A 26,916-nucleotide genomic window follows, 5' to 3' on the forward strand; every position below is an offset into this window, starting at 1 on the left:
CTACGCGTTGGATTTGAAAGGGAAGCGCAGCACCACGCGCAAGCCGCCGCCTTCGCGCGCTTCCAGCGCCAGGGTAGCGTCATGCGCCTGCGCGATCTCCCGAACGATGGCGAGCCCCAGGCCGCTGCCTCCGGTGGGCGCCTGCGCGGGACGATAGAACCGATCGAGCACGCGCTCGCGTTCCTCCGCGGGGATGCCCGGGCCGTTGTCCTCGACCACGAGCTGCGCGCCGCCGTCGGGCGTGTGTGCGGTCGACACATCGACGCGCGCACCGCGCGGGCAGTAGTTCAGCGCGTTGTCGACAAGGTTCACCAGCAGCACGCGCAGCGCATCGGCATTACCGATGACGGATGCGGGCTGCGACTCCACCGCGATCCCCAGGTCAATGCCCTTGAGCACTGCCGCCGGTGAAAGTTCGGCAACCACATCGGCCGCCACGGCGTCGAGCGCAACCGTTGCGCGCTGCGTATCGGCAGCGCCCGGCTCCTGCCGCGCGAGCGTCAGCAACTGGCCAACGAGGCGAATCATGCGTTCCACACCACGATGCAGATCGGCGTGCGCGGCGCGGCGTTCGTCTTCGTTCTCGGCACGGTCGGCCACCTGCAGCTGCAGCTTGAGCGCAGCCAGAGGCGTACGCAGCGCGTGGGCGGCGTCGGCGACGAACGCGCGCTGGTGCGCAAGTGCGGTGCCGAGTCGCGCCAGCAGATCGTTCAACGCATTCGTCAGCGGGCGGATCTCGTCAGGCAACCCCTGCGTGGGCAACGGCGAGAGCGCTGCCGCATCGCGCGCCTGCACCTGCCTGGCCACCGAGCCCAGCGGCGCCAGCCCGCGCCCGACCGCCAGCCAGACGATCCAGCCCAGCAGCGGCAGCAGGATCAGCAACGGGGCCACCGTGCGCAACGCCATGCGCGCCGCCACCTCGTGCCGCGCGCTATAAGGCTGGGCGATCTGCACTACGGCAGGCCCGAAGGCGACGCTGTAGATGCGCCACGGGCCTTCCGGCGTATTTGCGTCGGAAAAGCCCAGCTCCGCCTGGTCCGGCAGATTGGGTCGCGCGTGAGAGAGATACAGGCTGCGGCCGGTGCCGTCCCAGATGCGGATCACCACATCGTCGTCACGCGCAATGCCGGCAAGCGCCGGCGGCGGCGGGTCGATCCACTGGCTCGGCAGCGCGGCGGCCACCTGCTGCATCTGGTAGTCGAACAGCGCGTTGGCTTCCTGGCGTGCCTGCGCGTAGATCAGGCCGGTGGCGATGACGATGCCCGCCAGCAGGCCGCCGGCCAGCCACCACAGCAGGGTTTTACGGATCGATTGCATGGCTTATTGGTGCGCGTCGCCGTCGGCAGGTTCCGCAGGCGACGTTGACGCCTCACGTGGAATCACATACCCCACGCCGCGGATGTTCTGGATGAAATGGCTGCCGAGCTTCTTGCGCAGCGCATGGATGTAGACCTCGACCGTGTTGCTGCCGACCTCTTCGTCCCAGCCGTAGAGGTTGTCCTGCAACTGCGCGATCGACCACACCTTGCCCGGCCGCGCGAGCAGCGCATGTAGCACCGCAAACTCACGGCCCGACAGCTTGACCGGCACACCGGCGCGCAGCACCTCGCGGGTGACGGGGTTGAGCAGCACGTCGCCGTGGCGCATGAGCGGATCGGCACGGCCGCCCTGTCTGCGCAGCAGCGCGTGCATGCGCGCAGCCAGCTCCTGCAGGTCGAAGGGCTTGACGAGGTAGTCGTCTGCGCCGGCATTGAGGCCGGCTACGCGGTCGGCCACAGCATCGCGCGCGGTGAGGATCAGGATGGGGATGGCGATGCCGCGCTGGCGCAGCTCGCGCACCACGTCGAGTCCGTCGCGCTTGGGCAGGCCGAGGTCGAGCAGCATGAGGTCGAACATGGTGGTGCCGGGTTCCGCACCGGCGGCACCGGCGGCGCCGGGCGCGGTCACGGCGTGCACGGCAGCCTCGCCGTCACGCACCCAATCGATGGCGAAACCGTCGTGGCGCAAACCCTTGCGCACGCTATCGCCGATCATGTCGTCGTCTTCTACGAGCAGTACGCGCATGGACGCATCAAAAATAGGCCGGGGAAGACCCATTGTAGAACTGCCGCGCGGACGGCCCACACTTTGTGCAGAGCCGCCCACAAACTCACCTCCGCATCAGAACCCGCCCGATTTGATCAACTGATTCAGCGCGCCGATGTTCAGGCTGCCCCAACCCGTCGGGTAGTCCCAGCCCGTGGCGGCGCTGTAACCGTAGCCCTGGTAACCGTTATTGCCCGAGACCACGTCATAGCGCAACAGCGACGCGTTGGCCGGAATGGCGCTGTACAGGCGCGCCGCCGGAAAGCCCAGGTTGCCGTTGGCCGCCAGCAACCGTGCCCAGAAGCCGACAAAGATGGGCGATGCCAGGCTCGTGCCGCCAATCTGCTGCAGTTGCCCGTAGTTGTAGATGTAGGCACCGGTGCTTTGCGCCGCGTCGAACGACACATCGGGCAACAGCCGCGCATTGCCGCCCTGCCAGCTCGGTGCCGGCAGGATCTGGCTGACGCCGCCGCCCGTGGCCCAGAGCTTGCCGTTGCCGTCCAAGCCTTCGTTCCACACGGTCTCGCTGGCGAAGCTCGATCCGCTGGTGTACAGCGTGGTGCCGCCAATGGCAAGCACGTGCGGCGACGATGCCGGCCAGGACACGCTGTAGCTGCCGCCATCCGGATAGCCGCGGTTGTTGCACTCGTAGACACCCTCGTCGCCGGAAGACACGGAGAACGTCTGCCCCTGCGCGGCGGCCGTGGTGAAGATGGCCTCTTCGGCATCGAGCGTGCCGTCGGCGCTGGCGTCGTTCTCGCACCAGCCGAGCGACACGTTGATGATCTTGGCCGTGTTGTCGGTCACCGCCTTGTTGAAAGCCTTGGTCAGGCCCGTGTTGCCGGGCGCATTCAGATCGGCCATGTAGAAAGCCAGCTTGCCGACCGCGCCGCCGGCCGCGCCCACGATCGACTGGCTGTCGAGGTTCCACTCGCCCTGGCCTTCCTGATCATCGGTGTAGTTGCCGCTGGTGCCGTTCGTCTTGATCGTGGTGGTGGACACCGTGGCGTAGCCGTTGTTGCTCGTGAACGTGCGCAAGTCGCGCAGCGTTTGCGATACCCCGCCGATGGTGATGACGCCCACGGTGGTGCCGGCCGCCGTCGGCACGCCGGTCGCGCCGTACAGCGCCGGGAATTCCTTCGGGTAGTGGCCCGTCGCAGTGCCCGCCGCCAGCGTGCGCGCTTCGGCCACATCGCCCACACGCAGCAGCGGACGCGCACGCGCCACGTTCTGCAGGCCCAGTACCGAGCCCACGATACCGCCCAGCGCGCGAGGCACCTGCGCCTTGCCGCTGTTCGCAAACCCGCTGCGGCCGGCCAGCTGGTAATGCACCAGCGGCGTGTTGAACGCCGCCTTGACCGTGCCTGCCGTACCGCGCGCCGACACCAGCAGCCGGTTGGACGCAACGTCAATATCGATAAAACCGTTCTGCCGCAGATAGCGCACCACGGCGTCCACCTGCGCCTGCGTGGGCGCGTGGTCCGCCAGGAACTGCTCGCTGGTCAGGTACCTGCGGTAGTGCGGGCTGCGCGGATCGTTCACATCGTGCGCGAGCGCCTTGAGCTGAGTCTCGTTGCGCAGCTTCAGGCTGATCAGCACGTCGGCGGTCTGACCGGGAGCGACCTCGTTGGCGGCGCCGCGCGCCATGAGTTGCGGGCCGGTCACGAAAGCCTTGGTGTGGGTGTCGACCCAATCGGTAGCGGCATGCAGCGGCCCAGCCGCGAGCATCAGCGGCCATGCATATGCCAGTTGACGGCACAAGGTGGAGACGCGCTGCATGGGGAGAGCAGTACGGAGCATCGGATGTCCCTTTGAGGAGTACGACGTTGCAGAACCACGCCGCTTGTGACGACGTGGGCGTCGTTCACCGTAGCCAAGGCGCTCGCCTCTCAACAGTGCAAAAACAGTCAGTTGCACTTGGGGCGCGCTGCGTCTAACAACCCCTCGCCAGGCGGTTGCGCACGGCTGCGCTTGCCTTTATCGTGATGCGATCCGCCATTCGAACCCGCGCGCAGATGAGCGCCCAGCAAGCCACTTCCCCCGCCACCCCCGATACACCCACCGACCTGCGCGAACGCATTCGCGCGGCGCGTCCGTCGCTCTCTCCGGCTGAACGCCAGGTGGCCGACTGGGTGCTGCGCCAGCCCGGTACGGTGCTCAGCCTGCCGGTAGCGGCCATCGCGCGTGAGGCCGGCGTCAGCCAACCTACGGTGATCCGCTTCTGCCGCTCGATGGGCTGCCACGGCCTGTCGGATTTCAAGCTGCGGCTGGCGCAAGGCAACGTCGCCCGCGATACCGCGCCGGCCCGCGTCGCTCCCCCCTCGGGCATGCGCGTCCTGCAGAACGCCATCGATTCGCTCACCACCCTGCAGGGCCGCTTCGACCCGCACACGCTCGATGCGGCGGTGGCGCTGGTCGACAGCGCACATCGCATCGACCTATACGGCTTCGGCAGCTCGGGCGTGGTGGCGCTCGACGCGCAAACGAAATTCTTCCGCTACGGCATTCCCGCGAATGCGTATAGCGATCCGTATCTGGTGTCGATGTCGTTGAACGTGCTGCAGGCGGGCGACGTGGTGATCGCCATTTCCAAATCGGGCGCGTTGCCCGAACTGCAGACAGCGGTGGAGCGCGTGCGCGAACTCGGCGTGCGCGTGATTGCCGTGACAACGCCTGGCAGCCCGCTCGCGGCACTCGCCGATGTCGTGCTGCCCGCGGGCGTGGACGATGCCGTGGCCGACCGTTCGATGGTCGCGCGCCTGTTGCACCTGGCGCTACTCGATGCGCTGGTGCTGGAAGTGGCGCTGCGCAAGGGCAGCGCCCTCCAGCACGCGGATCAACCCGAGTAGCGCTGAAGCGGCGTCAGTGTCCCTGGGCCACGGCGTGGTCCATGGCAGCACAGAGGCCGATCAACCCCGGGTACGGTGAATGAATCACATACACCGGCATTGATGCCACATAGGCCGAGAAGCGGCCCTTGTCTTCAAAGCGCCGCCGGAACGGTGAGTTGGCAAACGCAGGCCCCAGACGCGGCACGATGCCGCCGCCGATGTACACGCCGCCGCGCGCGCCCAGCGTAACCGCCAGGTTGGCCGCGATGGTGCCGAGGAACGCGCAGAACGTATCGACGGCATAGCGGCAGCGTGCGTGGTCGCCGGCGTCGTCTTCCATCTCGCCGAGTGCGATGGCGGTGATGTCGGCGGCGCGGCGCAAGGTGGGGCCTTGCTGCCAGAGGTCGAAGCACGCACCCAGGGCCTCGTAGATCAGTTCCAGACCCATGCCGGAAATCAGCCGCTCGGCTGACACATGACCGAAGCGCTCACGTGCGAAGCGCCAGATCGCGGCTTCCTCGTCGTTCATCGGCGGAAAGGCGACATGACCGCCCTCGCCGGCCACGGCAATGTAGCGGCCTTCCGGCGTCGGCAGCAGCGATGCGACGCCCAACCCCGTGCCGGCGCCGAGCAGCGCACGCGGTGCATCGGCCAGGCTGGCACCCCCGCCCACCTGCTCCAGTTCGTCTGCAGGCAGATACGGCAACGCGTGCGCCAGCGCCGCGAAGTCGTTGAGCACGACGAAGGTGTCGAATCCCAGCGACTGGCGCATCGCCTCGATCGAGAACGCCCAATCGCGATTGGTCATGCGGATCTGGTCGCCCAGCACCGGGTTGGCGATGCCGATCGCGGCATGGCGCACCCCAGCGGCTGCGATTTCCGGCGGCAACGATGCGAGGTACGCGCGCATGGCCGCTTCGAGCGACGGATAGTCGTCGCCAGCCAGCACGCCAATGTGGGCCAGGCGCATGGGTGCCATCTCGAGCGCAAAGCGCACGTTGGTGCCGCCCACGTCGGCCACCAGCCGCGGGTAGGCCAGCGTGTCGGCCACGGTGCCCGCGCTCACCTCATGTAGACCAATAGACATCGAGCGGCACCTCCCGCTGATGAATGACATAGCTCACCGGCAGCGCGCGCTGTGCCCCGCCTTGCGCGGCCTCGTCGAACACGCCGCGCTTGACCGGCCCAGAGATCGAGAGGAACAACCGCCGCGCCGCACACAGCGCAGACAGATTCAGGCTGATACGCCGATGCGGCGCAGCGCCCGGGCGCACCGGCAGATACGCCGGCGCCTGCGTGCGGTCGATGCCATCGTTCAATTCAGGCGCGTCGGGAAACAACGATGCCGTATGCCCATCGTCGCCCATGCCGAGAATCACTACGTCGGGTTGCTGAAACGGATCATTGGCAGTCGCCACACATGCATCCACGTCAACCGATTCGCCATGCACATGCGGTGACAACACGAGAGGAAAGAAACGCGCCGCCGCCGCCGCATCCTGCAACAGGTGCTCGCGAACGAGGCGCGCGTTGCTGTCGGCATGCCCGGGCGGCACGGCACGCTCGTCGACCAGCGTGATCGACACATCGGCCCAGCGCAGCGGCAACACGCGCAGCGCGGCAAACAGCGCGATGGGCGAACGCCCGCCCGAGACGGCCAGGCACACGCTGCCCTGTTCCTCGATCACATGCGTGAGCGTGTTGGCAATGGACGCGGCCAACGCCTGCACCTGCGCGGCGGCGTCCGGAACTGCGTGCCAGCGCATTGCCATTACATCTCCTCGTGCCAGGCGGCGTTGTCGCGCGAGAGCAGCGCGCTCGACGCCGCCGGCCCCCAGCTGCCCGCGGTGTAGCCCTTGGGCGGGATGCGTGCTTCGTTCCACGCTTCAATGATCGGTTCGACCCAGCGCCAGGCTTCGGCCTGTTCATCGCGGCGCACGAACAGACCGAGCTTGCCGTTGACAGCGTCCATCAGCAGACGCTCATACGCGCCAGCATGGCGCACTCCGCCGTGGTTGGTGAAGTCCAGGTCCAGCGTGGAGGGCTGCAAGCCCAGCGCCGCGCCCGGCGTCTTGGTCAGGAACTGCAGGCGGATGCTTTCTTCCGGCTGCAGACGGATGACGAGGCGATTCTCCGGAAACTGGATCAACGGCTTCGGAAACAGCGCATGCGGCACGTCATGAAAGCGCACCACGATCTCCGCCAGCCGCTGCGGCATCCGCTTGCCGGTGCGCAGGTAGAACGGCACGCCAGCCCAGCGCCAGTTGGCAATCTCGGCCTTGATGGCGACAAACGTTTCGGTACGGCTGTCGGGCGGAATACCCTGCTCATGCAGATAGCCCTGCACCGGCTGCCCCGCGATGGCGCCTTCCTGGTACTGGCCGCGCACGGTCTTCTCGGGCACCTCTTGCAGCGGGATCGGCTTGAGCGCCTTGAGGATCTTCAGCTTTTCGTCGCGGATGGCATCTTGCGACAGGCTCGACGGTGGCTCCATGGCGACGATGCACAGCAGTTGCAGCAGGTGGTTCTGCACCATGTCGCGCAGCGCGCCGACGCCGTCGTAGAAATCGCCGCGCTTTTCCACGCCGAGCTGCTCGGCAATGGTGATCTGCACGTCCTTGATCCACTCGCGGCGCCACAGCGGCTCGAACAGCGCGTTGCCGAAGCGGATTGCCATCAGGTTCTGGACGGACTCTTTCCCGAGGTAGTGATCGATCCGGTAGATCTGGTCTTCGGCAAAGAACTCGGCCACGGCCGAGTTGATGCGCTCGTTCGACGCGAGATCAGTGCCCAGCGGCTTTTCCAGCACCAGCCGCACATTCGGCGTATTCAGCCCGACACGGGCAAGCTGCTTGCAGATATCGATGAAGAAGCCCGGCGCCGTGGCCAGGTAGCAGACCGTGACCGGGGCGCGGTCCTCGCCCAGTGCGGCGGCCAGTCCATCGAACTGCTCGGGTTTGCGGGCGTCCACCTGCTGATAAACGATGCGCTCAGCAAACGAGGCCCAGGCGTCGTCGGAGACGGGCGCGCCGGAATACAGGCGCATGGTCGGGCGCGTTTCGCGCTCCAGCAGGGCGAGGTAGCCGGCTGTCTCCAGCGGCTGCGTGCCGATGGCGAAGATCCGCCCGCGCGGGTGCAGTTCGCCGCCCTGATGCGCATCGAACAAGGCAGGAATCAGCTTGCGGCGGGCAAGATCGCCCGTACCGCCGAACAACACCATGTCGAATGCGGGCACCGACATCGTCATCTCCTGTGTATGAGCCATTGATTAGGCTAGCCTAGCTGACTAGCGGGACAACACGTGCTTTAAGCTCATTTTGTAGTATTACTACATCGCGAGCAAGGCGTTCTTGAAACTGCCCGGGCAAGCGTTTCCCGCGAATCTTTTGCCCGGAAGCGTGGCCTTCCGCGTGGTTTCTGGCACGCAATTCGCGTGCTCGCCGGTATGACTGGCGCTGCATCGGATACGGTACCTGTGGAAAACCCTGCACCACATTCGGCGCATTTGTAGGAAAATTACAGCATTCCGTCCCGCCCGGACCTACCCCCCAGGAGAACCCGCATGGCCCTGCACCGCACATTGGCCGCCGTCACCCAGCGCATCATCGACCGCAGCCGCGGCCCCCGCCAGGCCTATCTGGACGTCACCCGCAAGAATGCCGGCCGCAGGGTCGAGCGTACGCTGCTCTCGTGCACGAACCTCGCCCACGGTTTTGCGGCCATGCCGGGCGAAGCGAAGATCCGCCTGAAAGCGCTGGAGCGGCCGAACCTCGGCATCGTCTCGGCGTACAACGACATGCTGTCGGCGCATCAGCCGCTGGAGGCATTCCCTGCATGGCTCAAGCAGGCGGCGCTGGACGCCGGCGGCACCGCGCAGTTTGCCGGCGGCGTGCCGGCCATGTGTGATGGCGTCACGCAGGGGCAGGACGGGATGGAGCTGTCGCTGTTCTCGCGCGACACGATTGCCCTGTCGACGGCCGTGGCGCTGTCGCACCAGATGTTCGACGCGGCGCTGTACCTGGGCGTGTGCGACAAGATCGTGCCGGGGCTGGTGATCGGCGCGCTGTCTTTCGGCCACCTGCCCGCCGTGTTCGTGCCGGCCGGCCCCATGACCACCGGCATCAGCAACGATGAAAAAGCCCGTACGCGCCAGCTGTACGCAGAAGGCAAACTCTCGCGCGCCGACCTGCTGGAAGCCGAATCCAAGTCGTACCACGGGGCCGGCACCTGCACGTTCTACGGCACGGCCAACTCCAACCAGATGCTGATGGAGGTGATGGGCCTGCACCTGCCGGGCACCGCGTTCATCAACCCGAACACGCCGCTGCGCGAGGCGCTCACGCGGGAATCGGCTCGCCAGGCGCTCAAGCTCGTCTTCAGCGGCGACCAATACACCCCCATTGCCGACGTGCTGGATGAGCGCGCCTTCGTCAACGGCATCGTCGGCCTGCTGGCCACCGGCGGCTCGACCAACCACACGCTGCACCTGGTTGCGATGGCGCGTGCGGCCGGCATCCTGCTCACGTGGGACGACTTCAACGATCTGTCGGGCGTAATTCCGCTGCTGGCACGGGTGTATCCGAACGGCAAGGCCGACGTGAACGAGTTCCAGGCCGCGGGGGGCCTCTCCATCGTCATTCGCGAACTGATCGACGCCGGCCTGCTGCACGACGACGTGACAACGATCATGGGCAAGGGCCTGCGCCGCCATGCGCAGGAGCCGTTCCTGGACGGTGAGAAACTCGTCTGGCGCGATGGCGCAGCTGCCTCGCTCGATACCAACATCGTGCGCGGCGTGGCCGAGCCGTTCTCGCCGGACGGCGGCCTGCGCGTGCTCGACGGCAACATCGGGCGCTCGGTCATCAAGGTGTCGGCGGTCAAGCCGGAGCATCGCTTTGTGGAAGCGCCGGCGCGCGTGTTCCTTGCCCAGGACGATCTGATCAACGCCTTCAAGGCCGGTGAACTCGAGCGCGATTTTGTGGCGGTGCTGCCGTACCAGGGCCCGGCCGCCAATGGCATGCCCGAACTGCACAAGCTCACGCCGACGCTGTCGGTGCTGCAGGAGCGCGGATTCAAGGTGGCGCTGGTGACGGACGGCCGCATGTCGGGCGCGTCGGGCAAGGTGCCGGCCGCCATTCACATCACGCCCGAAGCGCTCAACGGTGGGCCGCTGGCGCGCGTGCGCGATGGCGACATCGTCGTGCTGGATGCGGAAGCGGGCACGCTGCAAGTGCGCGTACCGGAGGCTGAGTGGAATGCCCGCCAGGTCACCGCGCCGGATCTGTCGCACTACCACGCAGGCGTCGGGCGGGATTTGTTCTCGGGTTTCCGCCGCAATGTGTCGCCGGCGGAAGAAGGCGCCTGCACGTTGTTCGTCTCGGCGGGCGCATAAGCTGAAGCCAGACCGACCGGTCCAGGCCCATGCCTGGGCCGGTTGTCTCTACAGCATCGACTTGTCGATCGAGATGCCCAACTCACCGGCCATCTGCTCGACAAGCGCCTGCAGCCGGGCCACCTTGTCGGCCAACTGCTTCTGCTCCGCTTTCAGCGCCTCGAACTCGGACGGCGCGATCGACTCGTCAACGCCGCCGGCCTGCCGCATGTCGGCTTGCGCAACGTCGCCGCACAGCAGGTGCATCCAACGGCTTTCACGCTCCCCGGGCATACGCGGCAGCTTCACGACGTAGGGCGGATCGTTCTCAGCCAGTTCCTCCAGAAATGCTTCAACGGATGAGATGTCGGCAAAGGCGTGGAACCGCGCCGCGTTCAGTCGCAGCTCGGCCGCGGTCTGCGGGCCGCGCAGCAGCAGCACGGTGAGCAGCGCGATGGACTGGCTCGGCACACCGAGCACGCGGTTCATGTTGTGCTCGAAGCGCGGTACGCGGCTGCTGCTGCCCTCCATGACCAGGCTGAGCGATTTCAGCCCATCAATGGCCGTGAGGATCTCGGCTTCGGTGACGGACATGACAGGCGCACGTGCGGTTTTCTGATTGCAGCCGGCCGCCAGCGCGTTCAGCGTGAGCGGGTAGGTGTCGGGCACGGTGTGCTGCTTCTCGACCAGAACGCCCAGCACGCGTCCTTCAAGCGCGGTCAGGGTACGGATGGCGCGACGCTGTGGAGCGTCGGAATGGATGTTCATGATGGGACGGCGACGGATACGCTGCAGGTTGGAGCCAATCGGACCCCAGCATCATATCCGCCGCGCGCAGGCAGGCGGCCCTGCCAGCGTAACAACAACCGAAGCTCAGCCCTTGGCCGGACCGCGCACCAGCAACACCGGCGTGGTTGCCTGACGGATGAACTTCTCAGCCACGCTACCCAACATTACATGGGCCAACCCACGGCGGCCGTGCGTGCCGATCACCACCACATCGGCGCCGCTGCGCACCGCTTCGCCCTGCAGGGCGCCCGCCACATCCTCGCCCACGCTCTGCGTTTCCACCAGCACCGTTTCCTGCTGCAAACCGGCAGAGGTGAGCGTGGCGGCGGTGTCGGCCAGCAGCGCGGTGCCGGCCTGGATAAACGACTTGCGCAGCTCGGTCGGATCGTAATAGCCGACATCGAACAGCATGGCGGGGCTGTCGACGATATAGACGGCGCGGACGGTGCTCTGGAATGCCTTGGCCAGGCGCACGGCCTCGGCCAGGGCCAGCTTGCTGGTTTCGCTGCCATCAATGGCGACCAGGATCTTCTTGTACATGGTTCAAGCCTCGCAGGGGAGTGGTTGTCGGAATACTGTGCCGGGGCAGCAACATGGCCGCCCACGCACTATTCTGTGACATCCACGGCCCTTTTGCGTTGCGCCAGATCAGATGGCCGCGACCATGCGACGCAACAATGCACCACCTTCCACCCGCCCCTACGCCTGAGTTGATTGCCGCTTACCGCAGCGCGCGGTATCGCGTCAGCACGCCGGAATGCGACGTGCTGCTGCGCGTCGACGCCATCAACCCATGCGTGGCGGCCTTGCTCGCCCAAGCCGACTCACCGTGGGCCGTCTTTGTGACGGCGCATCAGCCTTTCTCCCGCGCGGTATCTGCCGATGAAAACGCTGCGCGGCAGGCCAAGCTGCTTGCCTGGGCTATCGCGCGCGGCATGGCATGGCTGCCTGGCGAAGGCGGCCCGCCGGGGGATGCGCCTTCGAACACGTGGCCGCCCGAGCCGAGCCTGCTGCTGTTCATCGAAGACGAGGCCATCGCCGACACGCTGATGCTCACGTTCGAGCAGAACGCCGTCGTGCTGTGTGATGCGCATGGATTTTGTACCTTGCGTTGGCACCCGTATCTGCCAGACTGATTCTGCACAGGGCACTTGGCGCACAGCGCTTTGCGGCACCGCAAGTGGCGCTTCCGATTCCCAAGTGCTTGCGTAGATACATCAGCAGGAGGTTTGTATGGAACTGCACATGCAATCGCATCATTGGGAGCGCCGCATGCCAGACTGGCTCGCCGCCAGCGTGGCAGGCCTCGTGGGCGGGGCACTGGTCATCGTGCTCGAGTTCTTCTGGTCGACCATGGTGCTCAATGAAAGCCCCTGGCGCCCGACCCACAAGATCGCCGCCATGATCATGGGCCGGGGCGCACTGGAAGAGATGTCGTTGTTCAGCTACAGCATCGTGGGCACGGCGCTCGTGCTGCACTTCGTGCTGGGCGCCATCATGGGGATGATCCTCGGGGCCATCATCGCGCCGTTCCACTTTGATTCGAGCCCCGGCATGCTCGCGGCCGTCGGCGTGGCCTTCGGCATCGTGGCGTACGTGGTCAACTTCTACGGCATGACGGCGGTGTTTCCGTGGTTTGTTTCGGAGCGCGGCTCGGGGCCACTCCTGGCGAACCTGCTGTTTGGGGTGGTGACGGCCATCACCTACGGCATGCTGGAGCGGCGCGTGCGCGAACCCATGCACTGAACCATCGACCTTTTTCCTGCGGCGCCGCAAGCTGAGCGGGGCCATCAGGAAGCGGCCGCCTCTGGCAACACACGCCAGAGGCGGCCGTTTTACATTGCGGCGCAGCACACAGATGCCACATCGGCGCTCTCCGTACGCGGGATGCGCCTCGTCCTTACGTTGCCTTGCACGATCCGGGTGCGCGACCTAGCCTGTCTTTAGCGTGTTGAGGGAGTCCCTCGCCGGAGGTGCCCATGGCCCTTGCGATTGCGCTCGTGCTGATCGTCGTGCTGGCGGTGGGGTTTCACTTTGCCAGCCCGTGGTGGATCACCCCCATCGCCTCCAACTGGGTGCGCATGGACGACACGCTGACGATCACCATCGTCATCACCGGCGTGCTGTTTGTCGCCATCAACCTCTTCGTCGTCGCGGCGCTTCTGCGCTATCGCCATCGCGATGGCCAGCCCAACCGGCGCGCCGCCTACGAGCCGCACAACAAGCGCCTGGAATGGTGGCTGATCGGCATCACCACCGTGGGTGTGGCAGCGCTGCTCGCGCCCGGCCTGTTCGTCTATGCCGATTACGTACGCCCCCCGCCAAACGCCCTGCAGATGGAAGTGCTCGGCCAGCAATGGCAGTGGCGCTTCCGCTTTGCCGGGCCCGGCGGCAAACTCGGCACGACCGACGTGCGCTACATGAGCAACGACAACCCGTTCGGCATGAACCCGGCTGACCCGAACGGGCGCGACAACTACCTGATCGAAACACCCGAACTGCACCTGCCGATCAACCGCCCGATCCAGGTGCTGGCGCGCTCGCGCGATGTGCTGCACGACTTTTATGTGCCGCCGTTCCGCGCGCGCATGAACATGGTGCCGGGCATGATCACCACGTTCTGGTTCACACCCACCAAGGCAGGCCGCTACGACATCCTGTGCGCGCAGCTCTGCGGCATCGGGCATTCGAACATGCGCGGCGTGGTGGTCGTGGAAGACGAGGCATCGTTTGCACGCTGGCTGGCACAGCAGACCACCTTCGAGCAGAGCCAGAAAGCGAAAGTGCAGGCCGCCTCAGGTGTTGCCGGCGGCAGCGGCCAGGCATTGGCCGAGCAAGGCCAGACGCTCGCCCAGGCCAAGGGCTGCGTCGCCTGCCACTCGGTGAATGGCAGCCCTGGCGTCGGCCCGACATGGAAGGGTTTGTACGGCTCCACACAGATCATGGCCGACGGCTCGACCGCTGTGGCCGATGAAGCCTATCTGCGTGCCTTCATCCGTGATCCGAAAGCGCGCGTGGTCAAGGGCTTCGCGCCGATCATGCCGATGTTCGACCTGAGCGAGCAGGAAGTCTCGGCGCTCGTGGCCTACATCAAGGCGCAAGGTGGGCCGGCACCCGCCACAGCCGCAAAACCGTAGCGAGGAGGCACGATGTCCTACGGCAAGAATGACCACGGCGACCACAGCCACGCACCGCAGAGCTTCTGGACGCGCTATGTCTGGAGCCAGGACCACAAGGTCATCGCGGTGCAGTACTCGCTCACGGCCATCGCCATCGGGCTGGTCGGGCTTGTGCTGTCGAACCTGATGCGGCTGCAGCTGGGCTTTCCGGGCAAGTTCGACTTTATCGACGCCAACCACTACTACCAGTTCGTCACCATGCACGGAATGATCATGGTGATCTACCTGCTCACGGCGCTGTTCCTGGGCGGCTTCGGCAACTACCTGATCCCGCTGATGCTGGGCGCGCGCGACATGGTGTTTCCGTTTCTGAACATGCTCAGCTACTGGGTGTATCTGCTGGCCGTGCTGGTGCTGGTGGCGAGCTTTTTCGTACCAGGCGGGCCCACCGGTGCGGGCTGGACGTTGTATCCGCCGCAGGCGATCCTGCCGGGCACGCCGGGCACCGAATGGGGCATCGTGCTGATGCTGGTGTCGCTCGCGATCTTCATCGTGGCGGCCACCATGGGCGGGCTGAACTACGTGACCACCACGCTGCAGGCGCGCACGCGGGGCATGACGCTCATGCGCATGCCGCTCACGGTGTGGGGCATCTTTACGGCAACCGTGCTCGCGCTGCTGGCGTTTCCAGCGCTGTTCGTGTCGGCCATCATGATGCTGCTCGACAAGACGCTGGGCACCAGCTTCTTCGTGCCGGCGGTGGTGTCGATGGGGCAGCAGCTCAAGCACAGCGGCGGCAGCCCGCTGCTGTTCCAGCACCTGTTCTGGTTCTTCGGCCACCCCGAGGTCTACATCGTCGCGCTGCCCGCCTTCGGCATCGTGTCGGACCTCATCAGCACGCATGCGCGCAAGAACATCTTCGGCTACCGGATGATGGTGTGGGCCATCCTCATCATCGGTGTGCTGTCCTTTGTCGTCTGGGCTCACCACATGTTCGTGGCGGGCATGAACCCGTACTTCGGCTTCTTCTTTGCCACCACCACGCTGATCATCGCCATCCCGACCGCGCTCAAGGTCTACAACTGGGTGCTGACACTGTGGCGAGGCGACATCCACCTGACCGTGCCGATGCTGTTCGCCATCGGCTTCATCAGCACGTTCGTGATCGGCGGGTTGACGGGGCTGTTCCTCGGCAACGTCAGCGTAGACATTCCGCTGTCCAACACGTACTTCGTCGTCGCGCATTTCCACATGGTGATGGGTGTCTCGCCGATCCTGGTGGTGTTCGGCGGGCTCTATCACTGGTATCCGAAGGTGACGGGCCGCATGCTGAACGACACGCTGGGCCGCGCGCATTTCTGGATCACCTTCATCGGCACGTACCTGATCTACTTCCCGATGCACTACCTGGGCGTGCTAGGCATGCCGCGCCGGTACTACGCGTATGAGGGTTACAGCTTCATCCCACCCTCCGCGCAGACGCTGAACACGTTCATCACCGTCATCGCCATCATCGTGGGGCTGGCGCAGCTGCTGTTCCTCTTCAACCTGGCGTGGAGCCTCGTGCGCGGCAGGAAGGCCGAGGCCAACCCGTGGCGGGCGACCACGCTCGAATGGCAGACGCCGCAGACACCGCCCGTGCACGGCAACTGGGGGCCGACGCTGCCGGTGGTCTACCGGTGGGCATACGAGTACAGCCAGCCCGGCCGTGCGGATGACTTCGTGCCGCAGAACGAACCGCCCACCGGCGCTCCCGACATGGGAGCGGAAACGGAAGCGGCGCCGGCAACCTCCATCCTCCCCGCCAGCGGGGTGCGCACATGACGACCGTGCCCCGCCACTTCGCGCCCGATGCATCTCCTGCATTGCCGCACGCCGGGCGCATGGGCTTGCGCGTCTTCATGGCCGTGGTGACGGCGCTGTTCTCGCTGCTGATCCTGGCCTACGCCATGCGCATGCGCGAGCCGGACTGGATGCCCGTCCCGCACCCGGCACTGCTGTGGTGGAACACCGGCATGCTGGCGCTGGCCAGCGTGGCCATGGAACTGGCACGGCGCGCGATCGCCCGCCGCGCAATCTGGCTGCTGGCGAGTGGCGCGCTTGCCGCGCTGTTCGTGTTCGGCCAATGGGCAGCATGGCAGCAGCTGTCTGCCACCGGGCAAGGCGTGGCAGTCAACCCATCCAACAGTTTTCTGTATGTGTTCACCGGCCTGCATGCTTCGCATGTCATCGGTGGCCTTGGCGTCTGGGCGGTGACGGTCGCGCGCCTGCGCAAGAACGCCGATCGCACCCAACGTGCCGTTGCCCTCTGCGCGACGTACTGGCACTTCCTGCTGGCCGTGTGGCTCGTGCTGCTGGCCGCAATGTGGTGGATCACGCCCGCCTTCGTCAGCGCCATCTGCGGGCCGCTGTATGGAGCCACGCCATGAGCAACCCCACGCTTCCCACCGACTCAGCCCACGCCTTGCCCGAGGGCTGGCCCGGCATCGTCAACGACTGGTCGGGCGACCGCGAAACCTTCAGGGTGCCGTGGGGCAAGGCCATGATGTGGATCTTCCTGCTGTCGGACACCTTCGTCTTCAGCAGTTTCCTGATCGGCTACATGACGGTGCGCATGTCGACCACCGTGCCATGGCCCGACCCGTCCAAGGTGTTCGGGCTCTCGGTGGGCGGAGTGGAAGTGCCGCTCCTGCTGATCGCCATCATGACGTTCGTACTCATCAGCAGCAGCGGCACGATGGCCATGGCGGTGAACTTCGGCTACCGGCGTGAGGCAAAGCGGGCGGCGCTGCTCATGCTGGCGACCGCCATCCTGGGCGCGGCGTTCGTGTCGATGCAGGCGTTCGAGTGGACCAAGCTGATCGTGCACGAGGGCATCCGCCCGTGGGGCAACCCGCTGGGCGCAGCGCAGTTTGGCGCGTGCTTTTTCATGATCACCGGCTTCCACGGCTTTCACGTGACCTGCGGCGTGATCTACCTGTTGCTGGTTGCCCGCAAGATCCTGCAGCCGGGCTTTGCCGAACACGGCAACTTCCAGATCGTGGAGATCGCGGGCCTGTACTGGCACTTCGTCGATCTCGTCTGGGTGTTCATCTTTGCGTTGTTCTACCTGTGGTGAGGCCTGACATGGACCACACGGAACCCTCTGCCCACGGGCAACAACACCCCATCGGCATCTACCTGAAGATCTGGGGCCTGTTGTTCGTGCTGAGCACGATGTCGTACCTGGTCGATTATTTCCACGTGCAGGGGCTGATGCGCTGGACGCTGATCATCGTGTTCATGATCGCCAAGGCCGGGCTGATCGTCTCCGTGTTCATGCACATGATGTGGGAGCGATTGGCGCTGGTGTACGCCATCCTGATGCCGCCGCTGGCGTTGCTGGTGCTGATGGTGTTGATGGCGGCGGAAGCGCATCACACCTTTGGGATGCGCGCCCTCTTTTTCCATTGAGCGCCGTTCAGCTCGCCATCAAGCAACGGCCGTCGCGTCCAGCGCCTGCGTGAAATCCGCCACCAGATCGGCCTCATCCTCAATGCCGACCGACACACGCACCAGCGAATCGGCGATACCCATCGACGCGCGGCGCTCGGCACCCATTTCCCAGTAGATGGTGGGGGCGACCGGAATCACCAGCGTGCGCGTGTCCCCCAGGTGCGTGGCGCGCACGGCGTAGCGCAGGTGGTCGAGCATGTCGACGTAGTCGGCGCCGTCCACCAGTTCGAAGCTCAGCAGGCCGCCGTAGTGGCGGAACAGCTCGGTGGCGCGGGCGTGCTGGGGGTGCTCCGGCAGGCCGGGGTAGTAGACACGTGCCACCTTCGGGTGCGCGGCCAGCGTGCGGGCCAGCGCCAGCGCATTGCTGCAGGTGCGGTCAATGCGCAGGGCCATCGTTTCGGCGCCCACGGCAATGCGGTGCGCGGCATCGGCAATCAACGTCGCACCCTGGTCGCGCAGGCCCTTCTTGCGGATCTGCTGGATGCCCTGCATTTCCGGCTTGGCCTTGCGGTAGGCCGGATAGATGTTCGGATACGTCGCCCAGTCAAACAGGCCGGTATCCACCACCGCGCCGCCCAGCGCATTGCCGTGCCCGCCGATGTACTTGGACAGCGAATGCACCACCAGGCTCGCCTGCGCATCGCGCGCGCGGAACAGCCATGGGGACGTCATCGTGCTGTCGACCACGTAGATCAGGCCGCGTGCCTTGCAAACGTCGCCAATGCCCTTCAGATCCGCCACTTGCGTGCGGGGATTGGCAATGGTTTCCACAAAGACGAGGCGCGTATTCGGCTGCACCGCGTCGGCCACCGCCTGGGCCGACGTGGCATCGACGAACGTCACCTCCACGCCCAGGTTGCGCAGCGTTTCGAACACGCTGTTGGTGTTGCCGAACAGAAAGGCGCTGGAGACCACGTGGTCCCCCGCGCGCAGCATGGTCGAGAACACCGCCATGATGGCTGCCATGCCGGTGGCGAAGCACGCGGTGGCCACACCGGCTTCCATCATCGTGATCTTGGCTTCGAGTGCGGCCGTGGTCGGGTTGCCCTGGCGCGCGTAGGTGTAGCCGGGCTTGCCCTGGAACACGTCGATCAGCTCGCGCGTATCGGTATAACCGTACGTGGTGGACGTGTGCAGCGGCTTATGGATGGCGTAGTGCTCGACGCCGGCTTCGCGGTCGGCGTGCAGGAGGGCGGTGGTCAGTCCGGTCATGGCAGGGGCAACAGAAAGGCGGGAAAAGCTAGGAGGCGCTGGAAACAGCAGGAAAGTCACGCATTATCGCGCGATTCCGGGGCCACCTGGGGGCCAGAGCGCGGGCGGGCGTGGAACGTGGCTTGCGTCGCACCTCGCGTTGCAAGACCGACCGGATCCCAAGCCTGGTGACGAGCCCATCTCCTGCATCTTCCCCTCCTTCCCATCCTGCTGAGGCATCGAGCCTGCAGCAGCGGATCGTGGGCGCGTTGTGGCGCGCCATCTGGCGCTACCGCAAGCGCGTGCTGGTGGCCGTGGGGCTGCTCGTGCTGGCCAAGCTGTGTGCGGTGGGCGTGCCGATCGTGCTCAAGTGGATCGTCGACGGCTTTGGCGATGCCACCCGGGCGCGCGTGTTTCCGGCCTTCCTGCTGCTGGCCTATGCGGTATTGCGCTTTGGCGGCACGCTGTTCGGCGAGCTGCGCGACATGGTGTTCTCGCGCGTGTCGCAGCCCACGGTGGCGGGCTTCATGGCGCAGGCGTTCGAGCACCTGCATCAGCTCGGGCCGCGCTTTCATGCAAGCCGGCAGACGGGCGGGCTGATCCGCGATGTGGAGCGCGGCACCACCGGCATCGAGTTCCTGCTGGGTGTCGCGCTGTTCACGATCCTGCCGACCATGGTGGAGATCGGCTCCGTGCTGATCATCATGATGAGCCGCTACAGCGGGTGGTATCTCGTCACCATCCTGGCCACGTTTGCAGCCTACTGCACCGCAACCGTGCTGCTCACGCGACGCCGCGTGCGCCTGCAGCGGCAGATGAACGAGTTCGACTCGATGGCCGGCAGCCGGCTGCTCGACAGCATGCTCAACCACGAAGCCGTGAAGGTCTACACCAGCGAGCGCTTCGAGGCCCACCGCTACCGCGACATCCTGCGCCAGCGCATCGAGACGGCGGTGGCCAACCAGCGCGCGTTGTCATTGCTGCACGTGTCGCAAAGCGGCGTCATTGCCGGCGGTGTAGCGACCGTCATGCTGCTGGCCGGGCAGGACGTGACGCGCGGTGTGCTGTCGGTGGGCGATCTCGTGCTGATCAACGCGTACATCATCCAGGTGTGCCTGCCGCTCAACGCGCTGGGCTTCATGTTCCGCGAGGCCAAAGACGCCGCCATCAATGCAGAGCGCCTGTTCCAACTGCTTGAGCAGCGCGCCGATGTCGTGGACCTGCCCAACGGCGCACCGCTGCGCGTGACGCAGGGCGAGGTGCAGTTCGACCACGTGGATTTCGGCTACGAGAACACGCGGCCCATCCTTCACGAGCTGTCGCTGCACATTCCTGCGGGCCACACGGTGGCGGTGGTGGGCGGCAGCGGCTCGGGCAAGTCGACGCTGGCGCGGCTGCTGCTGCGCTTCTACGACCCCTGGGCGGGGCGCGTGTCCATCGACGGGCAAGACCTGCGCGTGGTCACGCAAGACAGCGTGCGGCGCGCGATCGGCATCGTCCCGCAAGACACGATCCTCTTCAACGACACCATCGCCTACAACATCGCCTACGGGCGCGAAGGCGCGACGATGGCCGAGGTGATCGAGGCGGCGCGCGCGGCCTATGTGCACGACTTCATCGCTGCGCTGCCCGAGGGCTATCAGACCATGGTGGGCGAGCGGGGGCTCAAGCTCTCGGGCGGTGAAAAGCAGCGCATTGCCATTGCGCGGGCGCTGCTGAAGAACCCGTCGATCCTGATCTTTGACGAGGCGACCTCTGCCCTGGATACACGCTCCGAACGCGCCATCCAGCGCGAGCTGGATCGGCTCTCGGCACATCGCACGACGCTGGTGATTGCGCACCGGCTCTCCACGGTGGTGGACGCGCACGAAATCGTCGTCCTGGAAAAGGGCCGCATTGTCGAGCGCGGCCGCCATGTCGACCTGCTGGCCGCCAACGGCGTCTATGCGCAGCTCTGGACGCTGCAGCGTCAACAGTCCGACCTGGAGCAGGCCCAGCACCGGCTTGCACAGCAGCCAATCAATCTCGTGGCGCTGGTGGTGAGCGTGCTCGACGGCCTGCGCGAGGCCATCGATGCACGCCGCATCACCGTGTATTCCGTCATCCGCTCTGAAACGCCGAGCATCACGGGCGACCCGAGCCGCCTGCAAGGCATCGTGGGCGATGTGCTGAGCCACGCCGTGCTGGCCAGCCACCCGGGCAGCCGCATCGAGATCGTGCTGGAGCGCGTGGAAGGGATGGCGCAGTTGCGCGTGACTGACACGATTGCCATTCCGGCTGCGGCTGCGGCCGCCATTCCCACCGCCTCGCACACGCCTGCCGAGATGGAGCCCGACGCCGCATTGTCGGCCTTTGGGCCGACGGCAACCCCGCCGGCGCCCGCGCCGTTCGACGTGCTGGACCCGGTGGAACCGCTAGCGCCGCTGCGGCAAGAGCCGCGCGCGTTCGACACCGCACTCGTGGCCACCGCGCAAGACGCAGCCCCAACACCGGCAGCCACGCTTGACCCGTTGTGGATTCGCTCTGTCGTCGAGCAGCACGGCGGGCGCTTTGCCGTCGTACCGCTGCCCCATGGCGAGGGCACAACGTATGTGATGGACTTCCCGATCCGCGCCGTGGCGCCGCTTGCGACCGCGCCCGGCGAGCCCGTGCCCGCCACCGCGCAGCAGGCGCCACGAGGCGAACGCACCACGCTTGCGCCGCCGGATGCGCTATCCGGGGTGCACGTGCTCATCGTCGATGACCAGGAAGACGCCCGCGAGATACTCCAACTGCTGCTGGAAGACTACGGCGCCACCGTCACCGCTTACGGCGCGGCCAAGCCTGCACTTGCTGCGTTGCGCGCGGCGCCGGGCAATTCCTGGCCCGATGTGCTGGTCTCCGACATTGCCCTGGGTGACGACGAAGACGGCTACGCGCTGCTGCGCAACGTGCGCTTGCTGGAGTCCGAACGCGACATGCCGCTCGATGCCCGCCTGCCCGCCGTCGCACTGTCCGGTTATGACAGACCGGAAGACCGTACGCGCGCGCTGCTGGCCGGTTTCCAGTTGCACCTGGCCAAGCCTACCGAGCGCGGCGAGCTGGTCACCGCCATCCTGAGCGTCATCCGCGCGCGGCGTGCGCCCGCGCATGAATCGCACGCCTCCCTTTCCTTCCAATCAGCCCAGGAGTCTCCATAAGCATGCTGGCCGATTTCGATCCTTCCGCCCAACGTGAGGCGCCGCAGAAACAACCGCACCAGACCACATCGCACTTTGCTGGCGCCGACGCCGCACGGCGTGCGGTGGAGATGGCGTTGCCGCTCATCACGCAAGCGATGAAGCGTCCGCAGGAGGTGGGCGACAGCGGCTTTCTGCACATCGTTGTGATAGACCCCGCACGCTCGCCTGCGGAATGCGCCTTTGATGACGCCGTGCTTTACGAATATTCGGTAGGCGATCGCGCGCAATGGGATGCGGACTACGCCGCCTATGCGCGCACCAAGGCACGGCTGGCCTGGCGGCACGGCATGAGCACACATGCGCTGCAGGCGTTGCGCCCGCACGTGCTGCGTGCAGGCGACACCAACCTGTGGGGCAGCGCCGTGCTCGACGGCATCGTGGTAGGCGTGAGCGGCGCGCTGCCGTTCTATGACGAAGCCTTTGCACATGTGGTGGCGGCATGCCTGCGCGCCATCGCCAAACAGGCCGCTGTCGCCACGGGCGGCACGCTGCGGCTCGCCTGACCTGCCCCACTCTTCATGCGCGGCGCGTCAGGCGTGATGCCGTCGCCGCGCCGTTTCTCCTTGCGCTCCACGTAAGAATTGCGCGGTCGCTTCGGCTGCGGCCTGCACCTGTCGCGTGACGCCATGGCGGCCCGCCGCGTGCACGGGTCACGCGCGACGTTCGCATCAACCTCCCGCAAACGCTTGTCCGGACAAGCGAGAGACGCTTCCCCGCATCGGCTCCGCACGCACCAGCGCGAAGCCCCGCCGCACAAGGTTGCACGCCATGGCACGCCGGCTGCTGTAGGTCTTCGCACGTGGCTTCCGAACACCTCACCACACAGGCCGCGGCCATAAGAGGAGAAACGACATGCGCATCGCCATGGTCAGTGAACACGCATCGCCACTTGCCGACCTGGGCGGTGTCGACTGCGGCGGACAGAACGTCTACGTGCGCCATGTCGCGCGCCAGCTTGCACGGCTGGGCCATCGTGTCGATGTCTTCACGCGCCGCGAGCGTCCGTGGGACCCGGAGGTGGTGCCGTTCGATAGCGGCTGCCGTGTCGTCCACGTGCCGGCCGGGCCGGCTGCCGTGCTGCCCAAGGAAGCGCTGCTGCCCCACATGCATGCCTTTGGCCGCCACCTGCTGAACCACTGCGCGCGCGCCCAGGCCAGCGGTGACGCCTACAACGTCATCCATGCCAACTTCTTCATGTCGGGCCTGGCATCGCTGGCGGCGTCCACGCGGTTGAACCTGCCGCTGGTCATGACCTTCCACGCGCTGGGCCGCGTGCGCCGATTGCATCAGGGCAGCGCCGATGGTTTTCCCGATGCGCGATTCGCGATCGAAGAGACGCTGGTACAGCGTGCCGACCGCGTCATCGCGGAATGCCCGCAGGATCAGGCCGACCTGGAAACGCTCTACCGCGCCCGCCCTGAGCAGATCGACGTGGTGCCGTGCGGCTTTGACGCCGGAGAATTTGCGCCCATCGACCACGCGCAAGCGCGACGCCGCCTGGGCGTGCCAGCCGATGCGTTTGTCGTGCTGCAACTGGGCCGCATGGTGGCGCGCAAGGGCGTGGACAACGTCATCGAGGCCATCGGTGAGCTGCCGGCCGACGCGCGCAAGCGCGTGCGCCTGTACGTGGTGGGCGGCAACACCGTCGTGCCGGACGTGGCCGCCACACCTGAGCTCGGCCGCCTGCAAGCCATTGCCGAGCGCGCCGGGGTGCACGCGCAGACCACCTTTGTCGGCAAGCGCGGCCGCGCCGATCTGCGCACCTGGTACAGCGCCTGTGATGTGTTCGTCAGCACGCCGTGGTACGAGCCGTTCGGCATCACGCCGGTGGAGGCCATGGCGTGCGGGCGCGCGGTGATCGGTGCGGACGTGGGCGGCATCCGCTCGACCGTGCGGCATGAGCGCACCGGCTTCCTCGTCCCGCCAAAAGACCCGCAAGCGCTGGCCGCACGGCTGCTGCAACTGATCCAGCAGCCCGAGCTGTGCCGCGAGCTGGGGCAGGCCGGGCTGGTGCGCGCCCGCATGCTCTACACGTGGCTGGGCGTGGCGGGGCAACTCGAGCGTGCGTACCTCAAGGCCATCGACAGCCACGCGCGCGCCGTGGGCCGCATGACCGATGCCGCGCCCAGCGCCAACGCTGCGGCGCTGGCAGGGCTCGCAGCCTGACCGGATTTCTTCCCACCCTTCCCTCTTCACCCCGCCATGACCCAGACCGATTTGAACTCGAACCCCAACACCACACCCACGCTGCGCGACCAGGTCATCATCGTGACCGGCGCGGGGCGTGGGCTGGGCGCCGCCATCAGCCGCGTGCTCTCTGCCGAAGGGGCCACGGTGGTCGCTACCGACTACGATGCCGGCACCGCCGACCGCACCGCCGCTGCACTGATCGCCGAGGGCAGCCAGTCGCACGCCATTGCGCTGGACGTGGGCGACGCAGCCGCCGTGCGCGGCGCACTCGATGAAGTGGTCGACCGCTTTGGCCGTGTGGATGCCGTGATCAACAACGCGGCCATCGACATCACGCTGCCCATTGATGAACTGAACGTGGAAGACTGGGACCGCGTGGTGCGCACCAACCTGCGCGGCCCGTTCCTGCTGGCCAAGCACGCCAGCGTGCTGATGCGCAAACGCGCGAGCGGTGCCATCGTCAACATCGCGTCAACCGCTTCGCGCCGTGCGTGGCCGAATGCGTCGGTCTACCACGCCACCAAATGGGGGCTGCTGGGGCTGTCGCACGCGCTGCATGCCGAGCTGCGCCCGCACGGCATCAAGGTCTCTGCCGTGATTGCCGGCGGCATGCGCACACCGTTCCTGCTCGACCGCTTTCCCGATATCGATGTGAGCAATCTGCAGGATCCGGCCAACGTGGCCGCCGCCGTGCGCTTCGTGCTGCTGCAGCTGCCCGAGACGGTGATCCCGGAAGTGATGGTGCTGCCGATGCGGGAGACGTCATGGCCCTGATGCGTGCGCCGTTGCAGCTGCGATCGCGCCCCGCCATCTTTCTCGACAAGGACGGCACGCTGCTGGAAGACGTGCCCTACAACGTCGATCCGGCACGCATTGCGTTGGCACCCGGCGCGGGCGAAGGCCTGCGGATGCTGGGCGCCACCGGCTCGCCGCTGATCGTGGTGAGCAACCAGCCCGGTGTGGCGCTGGGACTCTTTCCCGAGGCTGCGCTGGAAGGGGTGGCAAAGCGGCTGGGCGAATTGTTTGCGTTGCACGGCGCCACGCTGGGCGGCTTCTATTTCTGCCCGCACGCGCCGGCGGCCGATGGCAGCATCCATTGCGCCTGCCGCAAGCCGGGCGACGGGTTGTTACGCCAGGCCGCTGAGGCACACGGCCTTGCGCTGGAAGGCTCCTGGATGATCGGCGACATCCTCAACGATGTGGAAGCCGGCCGGCGCGCGGGCTGCCAGACCATCCTGATCGCCAACGGCAACGAAACGCTGTGGCAGCCGGGGCGGCTGCGCGTGCCGGATTACATCGTCGGGCGCTTTGACGAGGCGGCTGCCATCGTCATTGCCCAGCAGGCGCGGCATGCGCCGCGCGCACAACACCTGAGGGCGGTTGCATGATCGCAGCGGGGATTCCCGAGCGCCGTGCCGTGTGGGCCAACGCGAGCCGCATCCTGTGCGTACGGCCTGACAACCTGGGCGACGTGGTCATGACCACGCCGGCCTTTCACGCGCTCAAGGCCGGCGGGCAGACCCGCCGCGCCAGCCGCCATCTCACGTTGCTGACATCGCACTCGGGCGCCACGGCGGCGCCGCACCTGTCCGACATCGACGACGTGATCGTCTGTGATGTGCCGTGGGCCAAGCACGCCAGCGCGGCCGATGCTGAGCAGACACGCGCACTGGTCGACACCCTGCGCGAGGGCGCATTCGACGCGGCGGTCATCTTTACCGTGCACACGCAGAATCCGTTGCCGGCCGCCATGCTGTGCTTTCTGGCCGGCATTCCGCTGCGCCTGGCGCATTGCCGCGAGAACCCGTACGCGCTGCTGACGGACTGGATTGCCGACCCCGATGCGCGCATTGCCGCCACCGCGCCCGGTGACGTGCGCCACGAAGTGCGCCGTCAGCTGGACCTCGTGCAGCACGTGACCGATGTGGCCGCGCATCTGCCGCATCGGCTGCGCTTCAACGTACGCCCAGCGGATCGCGATGCCGTGCGCGCCAAGCTGGGCGAGCGCGGCGTTACTACGGACGCCCCGTGGATCGTCCTGCATCCGGGTGCGACCGCAGCGTCGCGGCGCTATCCGCCCGATCGCTTTGCGCATATCGCCTGCACGCTGGCGAACCGGTATGGCTGCCCGGTGCTGGTGACCGGCGCACCCGCCGAAGCGGAACTGGTGCAGCAGGTGTGCCTGCCAGGGCTCATTGCCGGGCAGCGCGTGCTGAACATGGCCGGGGCGCTCACGCTGGGCGAGCTGGCGGCGCTCATCGAAGGTGCGGCGCTGCTGGTGTCCAACAACAGCGGCCCCGTACATCTGGCGGCAGCCACGCAAACGCCGGTGGTCGATCTCTACGCGCTGACCAATCCGCAGCACACGCCGTGGGCCGTGCCGCACGCGGTGCTCTCGCATCAGGTGCCGTGCCGCTATTGCTATCGCAGCGTGTGTCCGCTCGGCCATCAGGCGTGCCTGACCGGCGTGACGGAAGAGGAAGTGGTCGCCGCCGCGCACCCGCTATGGCAGTCGTCGCGCGTGGCGCAGGCGTTATGGCCTGCTTCCGTCGTGCCTGCGTTGCCTGTATCGAATGCGCCAACGCCGGTCGCCTGAGCGTTGCGCGTGACCTGTACTGACTGAA

Annotated in this window: 24 protein-coding genes; 15 read left to right on the forward strand and 9 right to left on the reverse strand. The window is 66.5% G+C overall.

The features are described 5' to 3' along the window. The 3 genes from CFE42_RS07665 to CFE42_RS07675 all read right to left on the reverse strand — a co-directional run bounded on the left by CFE42_RS07665 (position 1) and on the right by CFE42_RS07675 (position 3,885). Positions 1-1,317, reverse strand: a complete 1,317-nt coding sequence (locus tag CFE42_RS07665) for an ATP-binding protein (RefSeq protein ID WP_004632663.1) — start codon at positions 1,315-1,317, stop codon at positions 1-3. 3 nt (positions 1,318-1,320) lie between these two features. Further along, on the reverse strand, positions 1,321-2,064 hold the full coding sequence (locus CFE42_RS07670) for a response regulator transcription factor (RefSeq protein WP_004632660.1): 744 nt from the start codon (positions 2,062-2,064) through the stop codon (positions 1,321-1,323). Positions 2,065-2,160: 96 nt separating this feature from the next. Further along, entirely contained in the window at positions 2,161-3,885 is a 1,725-nt protein-coding gene (locus CFE42_RS07675) for a S53 family peptidase (protein ID WP_004632658.1), read from the reverse strand. 215 nt (positions 3,886-4,100) lie between these two features. On the opposite strand from CFE42_RS07675, the gene CFE42_RS07680 reads away from it, so the two are divergent. Next, entirely contained in the window at positions 4,101-4,934 is an 834-nt protein-coding gene (locus tag CFE42_RS07680; RefSeq protein ID WP_004632656.1) for a MurR/RpiR family transcriptional regulator, read from the forward strand. A 13-nt stretch (positions 4,935-4,947) separates the two neighbouring features. Here the strand turns inward: CFE42_RS07680 and CFE42_RS07685 are convergent, their stop codons facing one another. From CFE42_RS07685 to zwf, 3 genes are read right to left on the reverse strand one after another with little or no spacing between them, the layout of a single operon-like run. Next, positions 4,948-6,003, reverse strand: coding sequence for a glucokinase (locus CFE42_RS07685; protein ID WP_004632654.1), 1,056 nt, complete (start codon positions 6,001-6,003; stop codon positions 4,948-4,950). Further along, positions 5,984-6,688: a 6-phosphogluconolactonase gene (gene pgl, locus CFE42_RS07690; RefSeq protein ID WP_004632653.1), complete on the reverse strand. Its 705-nt coding sequence runs from the start codon at positions 6,686-6,688 to the stop codon at positions 5,984-5,986. Before pgl ends, CFE42_RS07685 begins: the two co-directional genes overlap by 20 nt. Beyond that, the gene (gene zwf / locus CFE42_RS07695; RefSeq protein WP_004632651.1) at positions 6,688-8,157 is read right to left on the reverse strand and encodes a glucose-6-phosphate dehydrogenase; all 1,470 of its coding nucleotides are present in this window, start codon (positions 8,155-8,157) and stop codon (positions 6,688-6,690) included. The genes pgl and zwf overlap by 1 nt, the downstream gene beginning before the upstream one ends. Before the next feature lie 321 nt (positions 8,158-8,478). Here zwf and edd point away from each other — a divergent pair, with 321 nt between their 5' ends. Beyond that, on the forward strand, positions 8,479-10,308 hold the full coding sequence (gene edd / locus CFE42_RS07700; RefSeq protein WP_004632649.1) for a phosphogluconate dehydratase: 1,830 nt from the start codon (positions 8,479-8,481) through the stop codon (positions 10,306-10,308). A gap of 48 nt (positions 10,309-10,356) precedes the next feature. Here edd and CFE42_RS07705 read toward each other — a convergent pair whose 3' ends face one another. Together CFE42_RS07705 and CFE42_RS07710 are read right to left on the reverse strand one after the other, a co-directional pair. Next, positions 10,357-11,055: a YceH family protein gene (locus CFE42_RS07705; RefSeq protein WP_004632646.1), complete on the reverse strand. Its 699-nt coding sequence runs from the start codon at positions 11,053-11,055 to the stop codon at positions 10,357-10,359. Between the two features lie 105 nt (positions 11,056-11,160). Next, positions 11,161-11,616, reverse strand: coding sequence for a universal stress protein (locus CFE42_RS07710; RefSeq protein WP_004632644.1), 456 nt, complete (start codon positions 11,614-11,616; stop codon positions 11,161-11,163). 137 nt (positions 11,617-11,753) lie between these two features. Here CFE42_RS07710 and CFE42_RS07715 point away from each other — a divergent pair, with 137 nt between their 5' ends. From CFE42_RS07715 to CFE42_RS07745, 7 genes are all read left to right on the forward strand, one after another. After that, positions 11,754-12,212 carry a DUF3293 domain-containing protein gene (locus CFE42_RS07715; RefSeq protein WP_004632641.1) on the forward strand — a complete coding sequence of 153 codons (459 nt, stop codon included), beginning with the start codon at positions 11,754-11,756 and terminating at the stop codon, positions 12,210-12,212. 97 nt (positions 12,213-12,309) lie between these two features. Continuing rightward, a complete protein-coding gene (locus tag CFE42_RS07720; RefSeq protein ID WP_004632638.1) occupies positions 12,310-12,822 on the forward strand; it encodes a hypothetical protein in 513 nt (170 codons plus the stop codon). A 233-nt stretch (positions 12,823-13,055) separates the two neighbouring features. After that, positions 13,056-14,213 (forward strand): c-type cytochrome, encoded by a 1,158-nt coding sequence (locus CFE42_RS07725; protein WP_004632636.1) that lies wholly within the window; start codon positions 13,056-13,058, stop codon positions 14,211-14,213. Between the two features lie 12 nt (positions 14,214-14,225). After that, the gene (ctaD, locus tag CFE42_RS07730) at positions 14,226-16,019 is read left to right on the forward strand and encodes a cytochrome c oxidase subunit I (RefSeq protein ID WP_004632634.1); all 1,794 of its coding nucleotides are present in this window, start codon (positions 14,226-14,228) and stop codon (positions 16,017-16,019) included. Beyond that, the gene (locus CFE42_RS07735) at positions 16,016-16,624 is read left to right on the forward strand and encodes a cytochrome c oxidase subunit 3 (protein WP_004632632.1); all 609 of its coding nucleotides are present in this window, start codon (positions 16,016-16,018) and stop codon (positions 16,622-16,624) included. Before ctaD ends, CFE42_RS07735 begins: the two co-directional genes overlap by 4 nt. Then, positions 16,621-17,313 (forward strand): heme-copper oxidase subunit III family protein, encoded by a 693-nt coding sequence (locus tag CFE42_RS07740; RefSeq protein ID WP_004632630.1) that lies wholly within the window; start codon positions 16,621-16,623, stop codon positions 17,311-17,313. Before CFE42_RS07735 ends, CFE42_RS07740 begins: the two co-directional genes overlap by 4 nt. A gap of 8 nt (positions 17,314-17,321) precedes the next feature. Next, positions 17,322-17,648 carry a cytochrome C oxidase subunit IV family protein gene (locus tag CFE42_RS07745; RefSeq protein WP_004632628.1) on the forward strand — a complete coding sequence of 109 codons (327 nt, stop codon included), beginning with the start codon at positions 17,322-17,324 and terminating at the stop codon, positions 17,646-17,648. 18 nt (positions 17,649-17,666) lie between these two features. Here the strand turns inward: CFE42_RS07745 and CFE42_RS07750 are convergent, their stop codons facing one another. Further along, entirely contained in the window at positions 17,667-18,902 is a 1,236-nt protein-coding gene (locus CFE42_RS07750) for a cystathionine gamma-synthase family protein (protein WP_251471176.1), read from the reverse strand. A 239-nt stretch (positions 18,903-19,141) separates the two neighbouring features. Between CFE42_RS07750 and CFE42_RS07755 the strand changes: the two genes are divergently transcribed. The 6 genes from CFE42_RS07755 to waaF all read left to right on the forward strand — a co-directional run bounded on the left by CFE42_RS07755 (position 19,142) and on the right by waaF (position 26,888). Continuing rightward, positions 19,142-22,060: an ABC transporter transmembrane domain-containing protein gene (locus CFE42_RS07755; protein ID WP_004632622.1), complete on the forward strand. Its 2,919-nt coding sequence runs from the start codon at positions 19,142-19,144 to the stop codon at positions 22,058-22,060. Positions 22,061-22,170: 110 nt separating this feature from the next. Beyond that, on the forward strand, positions 22,171-22,605 hold the full coding sequence (locus tag CFE42_RS07760) for a hypothetical protein (protein WP_238563817.1): 435 nt from the start codon (positions 22,171-22,173) through the stop codon (positions 22,603-22,605). 349 nt (positions 22,606-22,954) lie between these two features. Then, positions 22,955-24,268, forward strand: coding sequence for a glycosyltransferase (locus CFE42_RS07765; RefSeq protein WP_004632618.1), 1,314 nt, complete (start codon positions 22,955-22,957; stop codon positions 24,266-24,268). A gap of 36 nt (positions 24,269-24,304) precedes the next feature. Beyond that, the gene (locus CFE42_RS07770; protein WP_004632616.1) at positions 24,305-25,066 is read left to right on the forward strand and encodes an SDR family oxidoreductase; all 762 of its coding nucleotides are present in this window, start codon (positions 24,305-24,307) and stop codon (positions 25,064-25,066) included. Further along, entirely contained in the window at positions 25,057-25,680 is a 624-nt protein-coding gene (locus CFE42_RS07775) for an HAD family hydrolase (protein WP_004632614.1), read from the forward strand. The genes CFE42_RS07770 and CFE42_RS07775 overlap by 10 nt, the downstream gene beginning before the upstream one ends. After that, on the forward strand, positions 25,677-26,888 hold the full coding sequence (gene waaF, locus CFE42_RS07780; RefSeq protein ID WP_004632612.1) for a lipopolysaccharide heptosyltransferase II: 1,212 nt from the start codon (positions 25,677-25,679) through the stop codon (positions 26,886-26,888). The genes CFE42_RS07775 and waaF overlap by 4 nt, the downstream gene beginning before the upstream one ends. Positions 26,889-26,916: the final 28 nt, after the last annotated feature.

The organism is Ralstonia sp. PBBBR1 (assembly GCF_002256165.1).
Taxonomy (GTDB): Bacteria; Pseudomonadota; Gammaproteobacteria; order Burkholderiales; family Burkholderiaceae; genus Ralstonia; species Ralstonia thomasii.

Bases quoted from the DNA above. Each gene is read 5' to 3' on its own strand.
- CFE42_RS07685 (WP_004632654.1), bottom strand. From the start codon at position 6,003: ATGTCTATTGGTCTACATGAGGTGAGCGCGGGCACCGTGGCCGACACG.
- CFE42_RS07735 (WP_004632632.1), top strand. From the start codon at position 16,016: ATGACGACCGTGCCCCGCCACTTCGCGCCCGATGCATCTCCTGCATTG.
- CFE42_RS07765 (WP_004632618.1), top strand. From the start codon at position 22,955: ATGCGCATCGCCATGGTCAGTGAACACGCATCGCCACTTGCCGACCTG.
- CFE42_RS07770 (WP_004632616.1), top strand. From the start codon at position 24,305: ATGACCCAGACCGATTTGAACTCGAACCCCAACACCACACCCACGCTG.
- CFE42_RS07740 (WP_004632630.1), top strand. From the start codon at position 16,621: ATGAGCAACCCCACGCTTCCCACCGACTCAGCCCACGCCTTGCCCGAG.
- zwf (WP_004632651.1), bottom strand. From the start codon at position 8,157: ATGTCGGTGCCCGCATTCGACATGGTGTTGTTCGGCGGTACGGGCGAT.
- CFE42_RS07720 (WP_004632638.1), top strand. From the start codon at position 12,310: ATGGAACTGCACATGCAATCGCATCATTGGGAGCGCCGCATGCCAGAC.
- CFE42_RS07710 (WP_004632644.1), bottom strand. From the start codon at position 11,616: ATGTACAAGAAGATCCTGGTCGCCATTGATGGCAGCGAAACCAGCAAG.
- CFE42_RS07705 (WP_004632646.1), bottom strand. From the start codon at position 11,055: ATGAACATCCATTCCGACGCTCCACAGCGTCGCGCCATCCGTACCCTG.
- edd (WP_004632649.1), top strand. From the start codon at position 8,479: ATGGCCCTGCACCGCACATTGGCCGCCGTCACCCAGCGCATCATCGAC.
- CFE42_RS07745 (WP_004632628.1), top strand. From the start codon at position 17,322: ATGGACCACACGGAACCCTCTGCCCACGGGCAACAACACCCCATCGGC.
- CFE42_RS07750 (WP_251471176.1), bottom strand. From the start codon at position 18,902: ATGACCGGACTGACCACCGCCCTCCTGCACGCCGACCGCGAAGCCGGC.
- pgl (WP_004632653.1), bottom strand. From the start codon at position 6,688: ATGGCAATGCGCTGGCACGCAGTTCCGGACGCCGCCGCGCAGGTGCAG.
- CFE42_RS07725 (WP_004632636.1), top strand. From the start codon at position 13,056: ATGGCCCTTGCGATTGCGCTCGTGCTGATCGTCGTGCTGGCGGTGGGG.
- CFE42_RS07760 (WP_238563817.1), top strand. From the start codon at position 22,171: ATGGCGTTGCCGCTCATCACGCAAGCGATGAAGCGTCCGCAGGAGGTG.
- CFE42_RS07680 (WP_004632656.1), top strand. From the start codon at position 4,101: ATGAGCGCCCAGCAAGCCACTTCCCCCGCCACCCCCGATACACCCACC.
- CFE42_RS07670 (WP_004632660.1), bottom strand. From the start codon at position 2,064: ATGCGCGTACTGCTCGTAGAAGACGACGACATGATCGGCGATAGCGTG.
- waaF (WP_004632612.1), top strand. From the start codon at position 25,677: ATGATCGCAGCGGGGATTCCCGAGCGCCGTGCCGTGTGGGCCAACGCG.
- CFE42_RS07675 (WP_004632658.1), bottom strand. From the start codon at position 3,885: ATGCTCCGTACTGCTCTCCCCATGCAGCGCGTCTCCACCTTGTGCCGT.
- CFE42_RS07665 (WP_004632663.1), bottom strand. From the start codon at position 1,317: ATGCAATCGATCCGTAAAACCCTGCTGTGGTGGCTGGCCGGCGGCCTG.
- ctaD (WP_004632634.1), top strand. From the start codon at position 14,226: ATGTCCTACGGCAAGAATGACCACGGCGACCACAGCCACGCACCGCAG.
- CFE42_RS07775 (WP_004632614.1), top strand. From the start codon at position 25,057: ATGGCCCTGATGCGTGCGCCGTTGCAGCTGCGATCGCGCCCCGCCATC.
- CFE42_RS07715 (WP_004632641.1), top strand. From the start codon at position 11,754: ATGCACCACCTTCCACCCGCCCCTACGCCTGAGTTGATTGCCGCTTAC.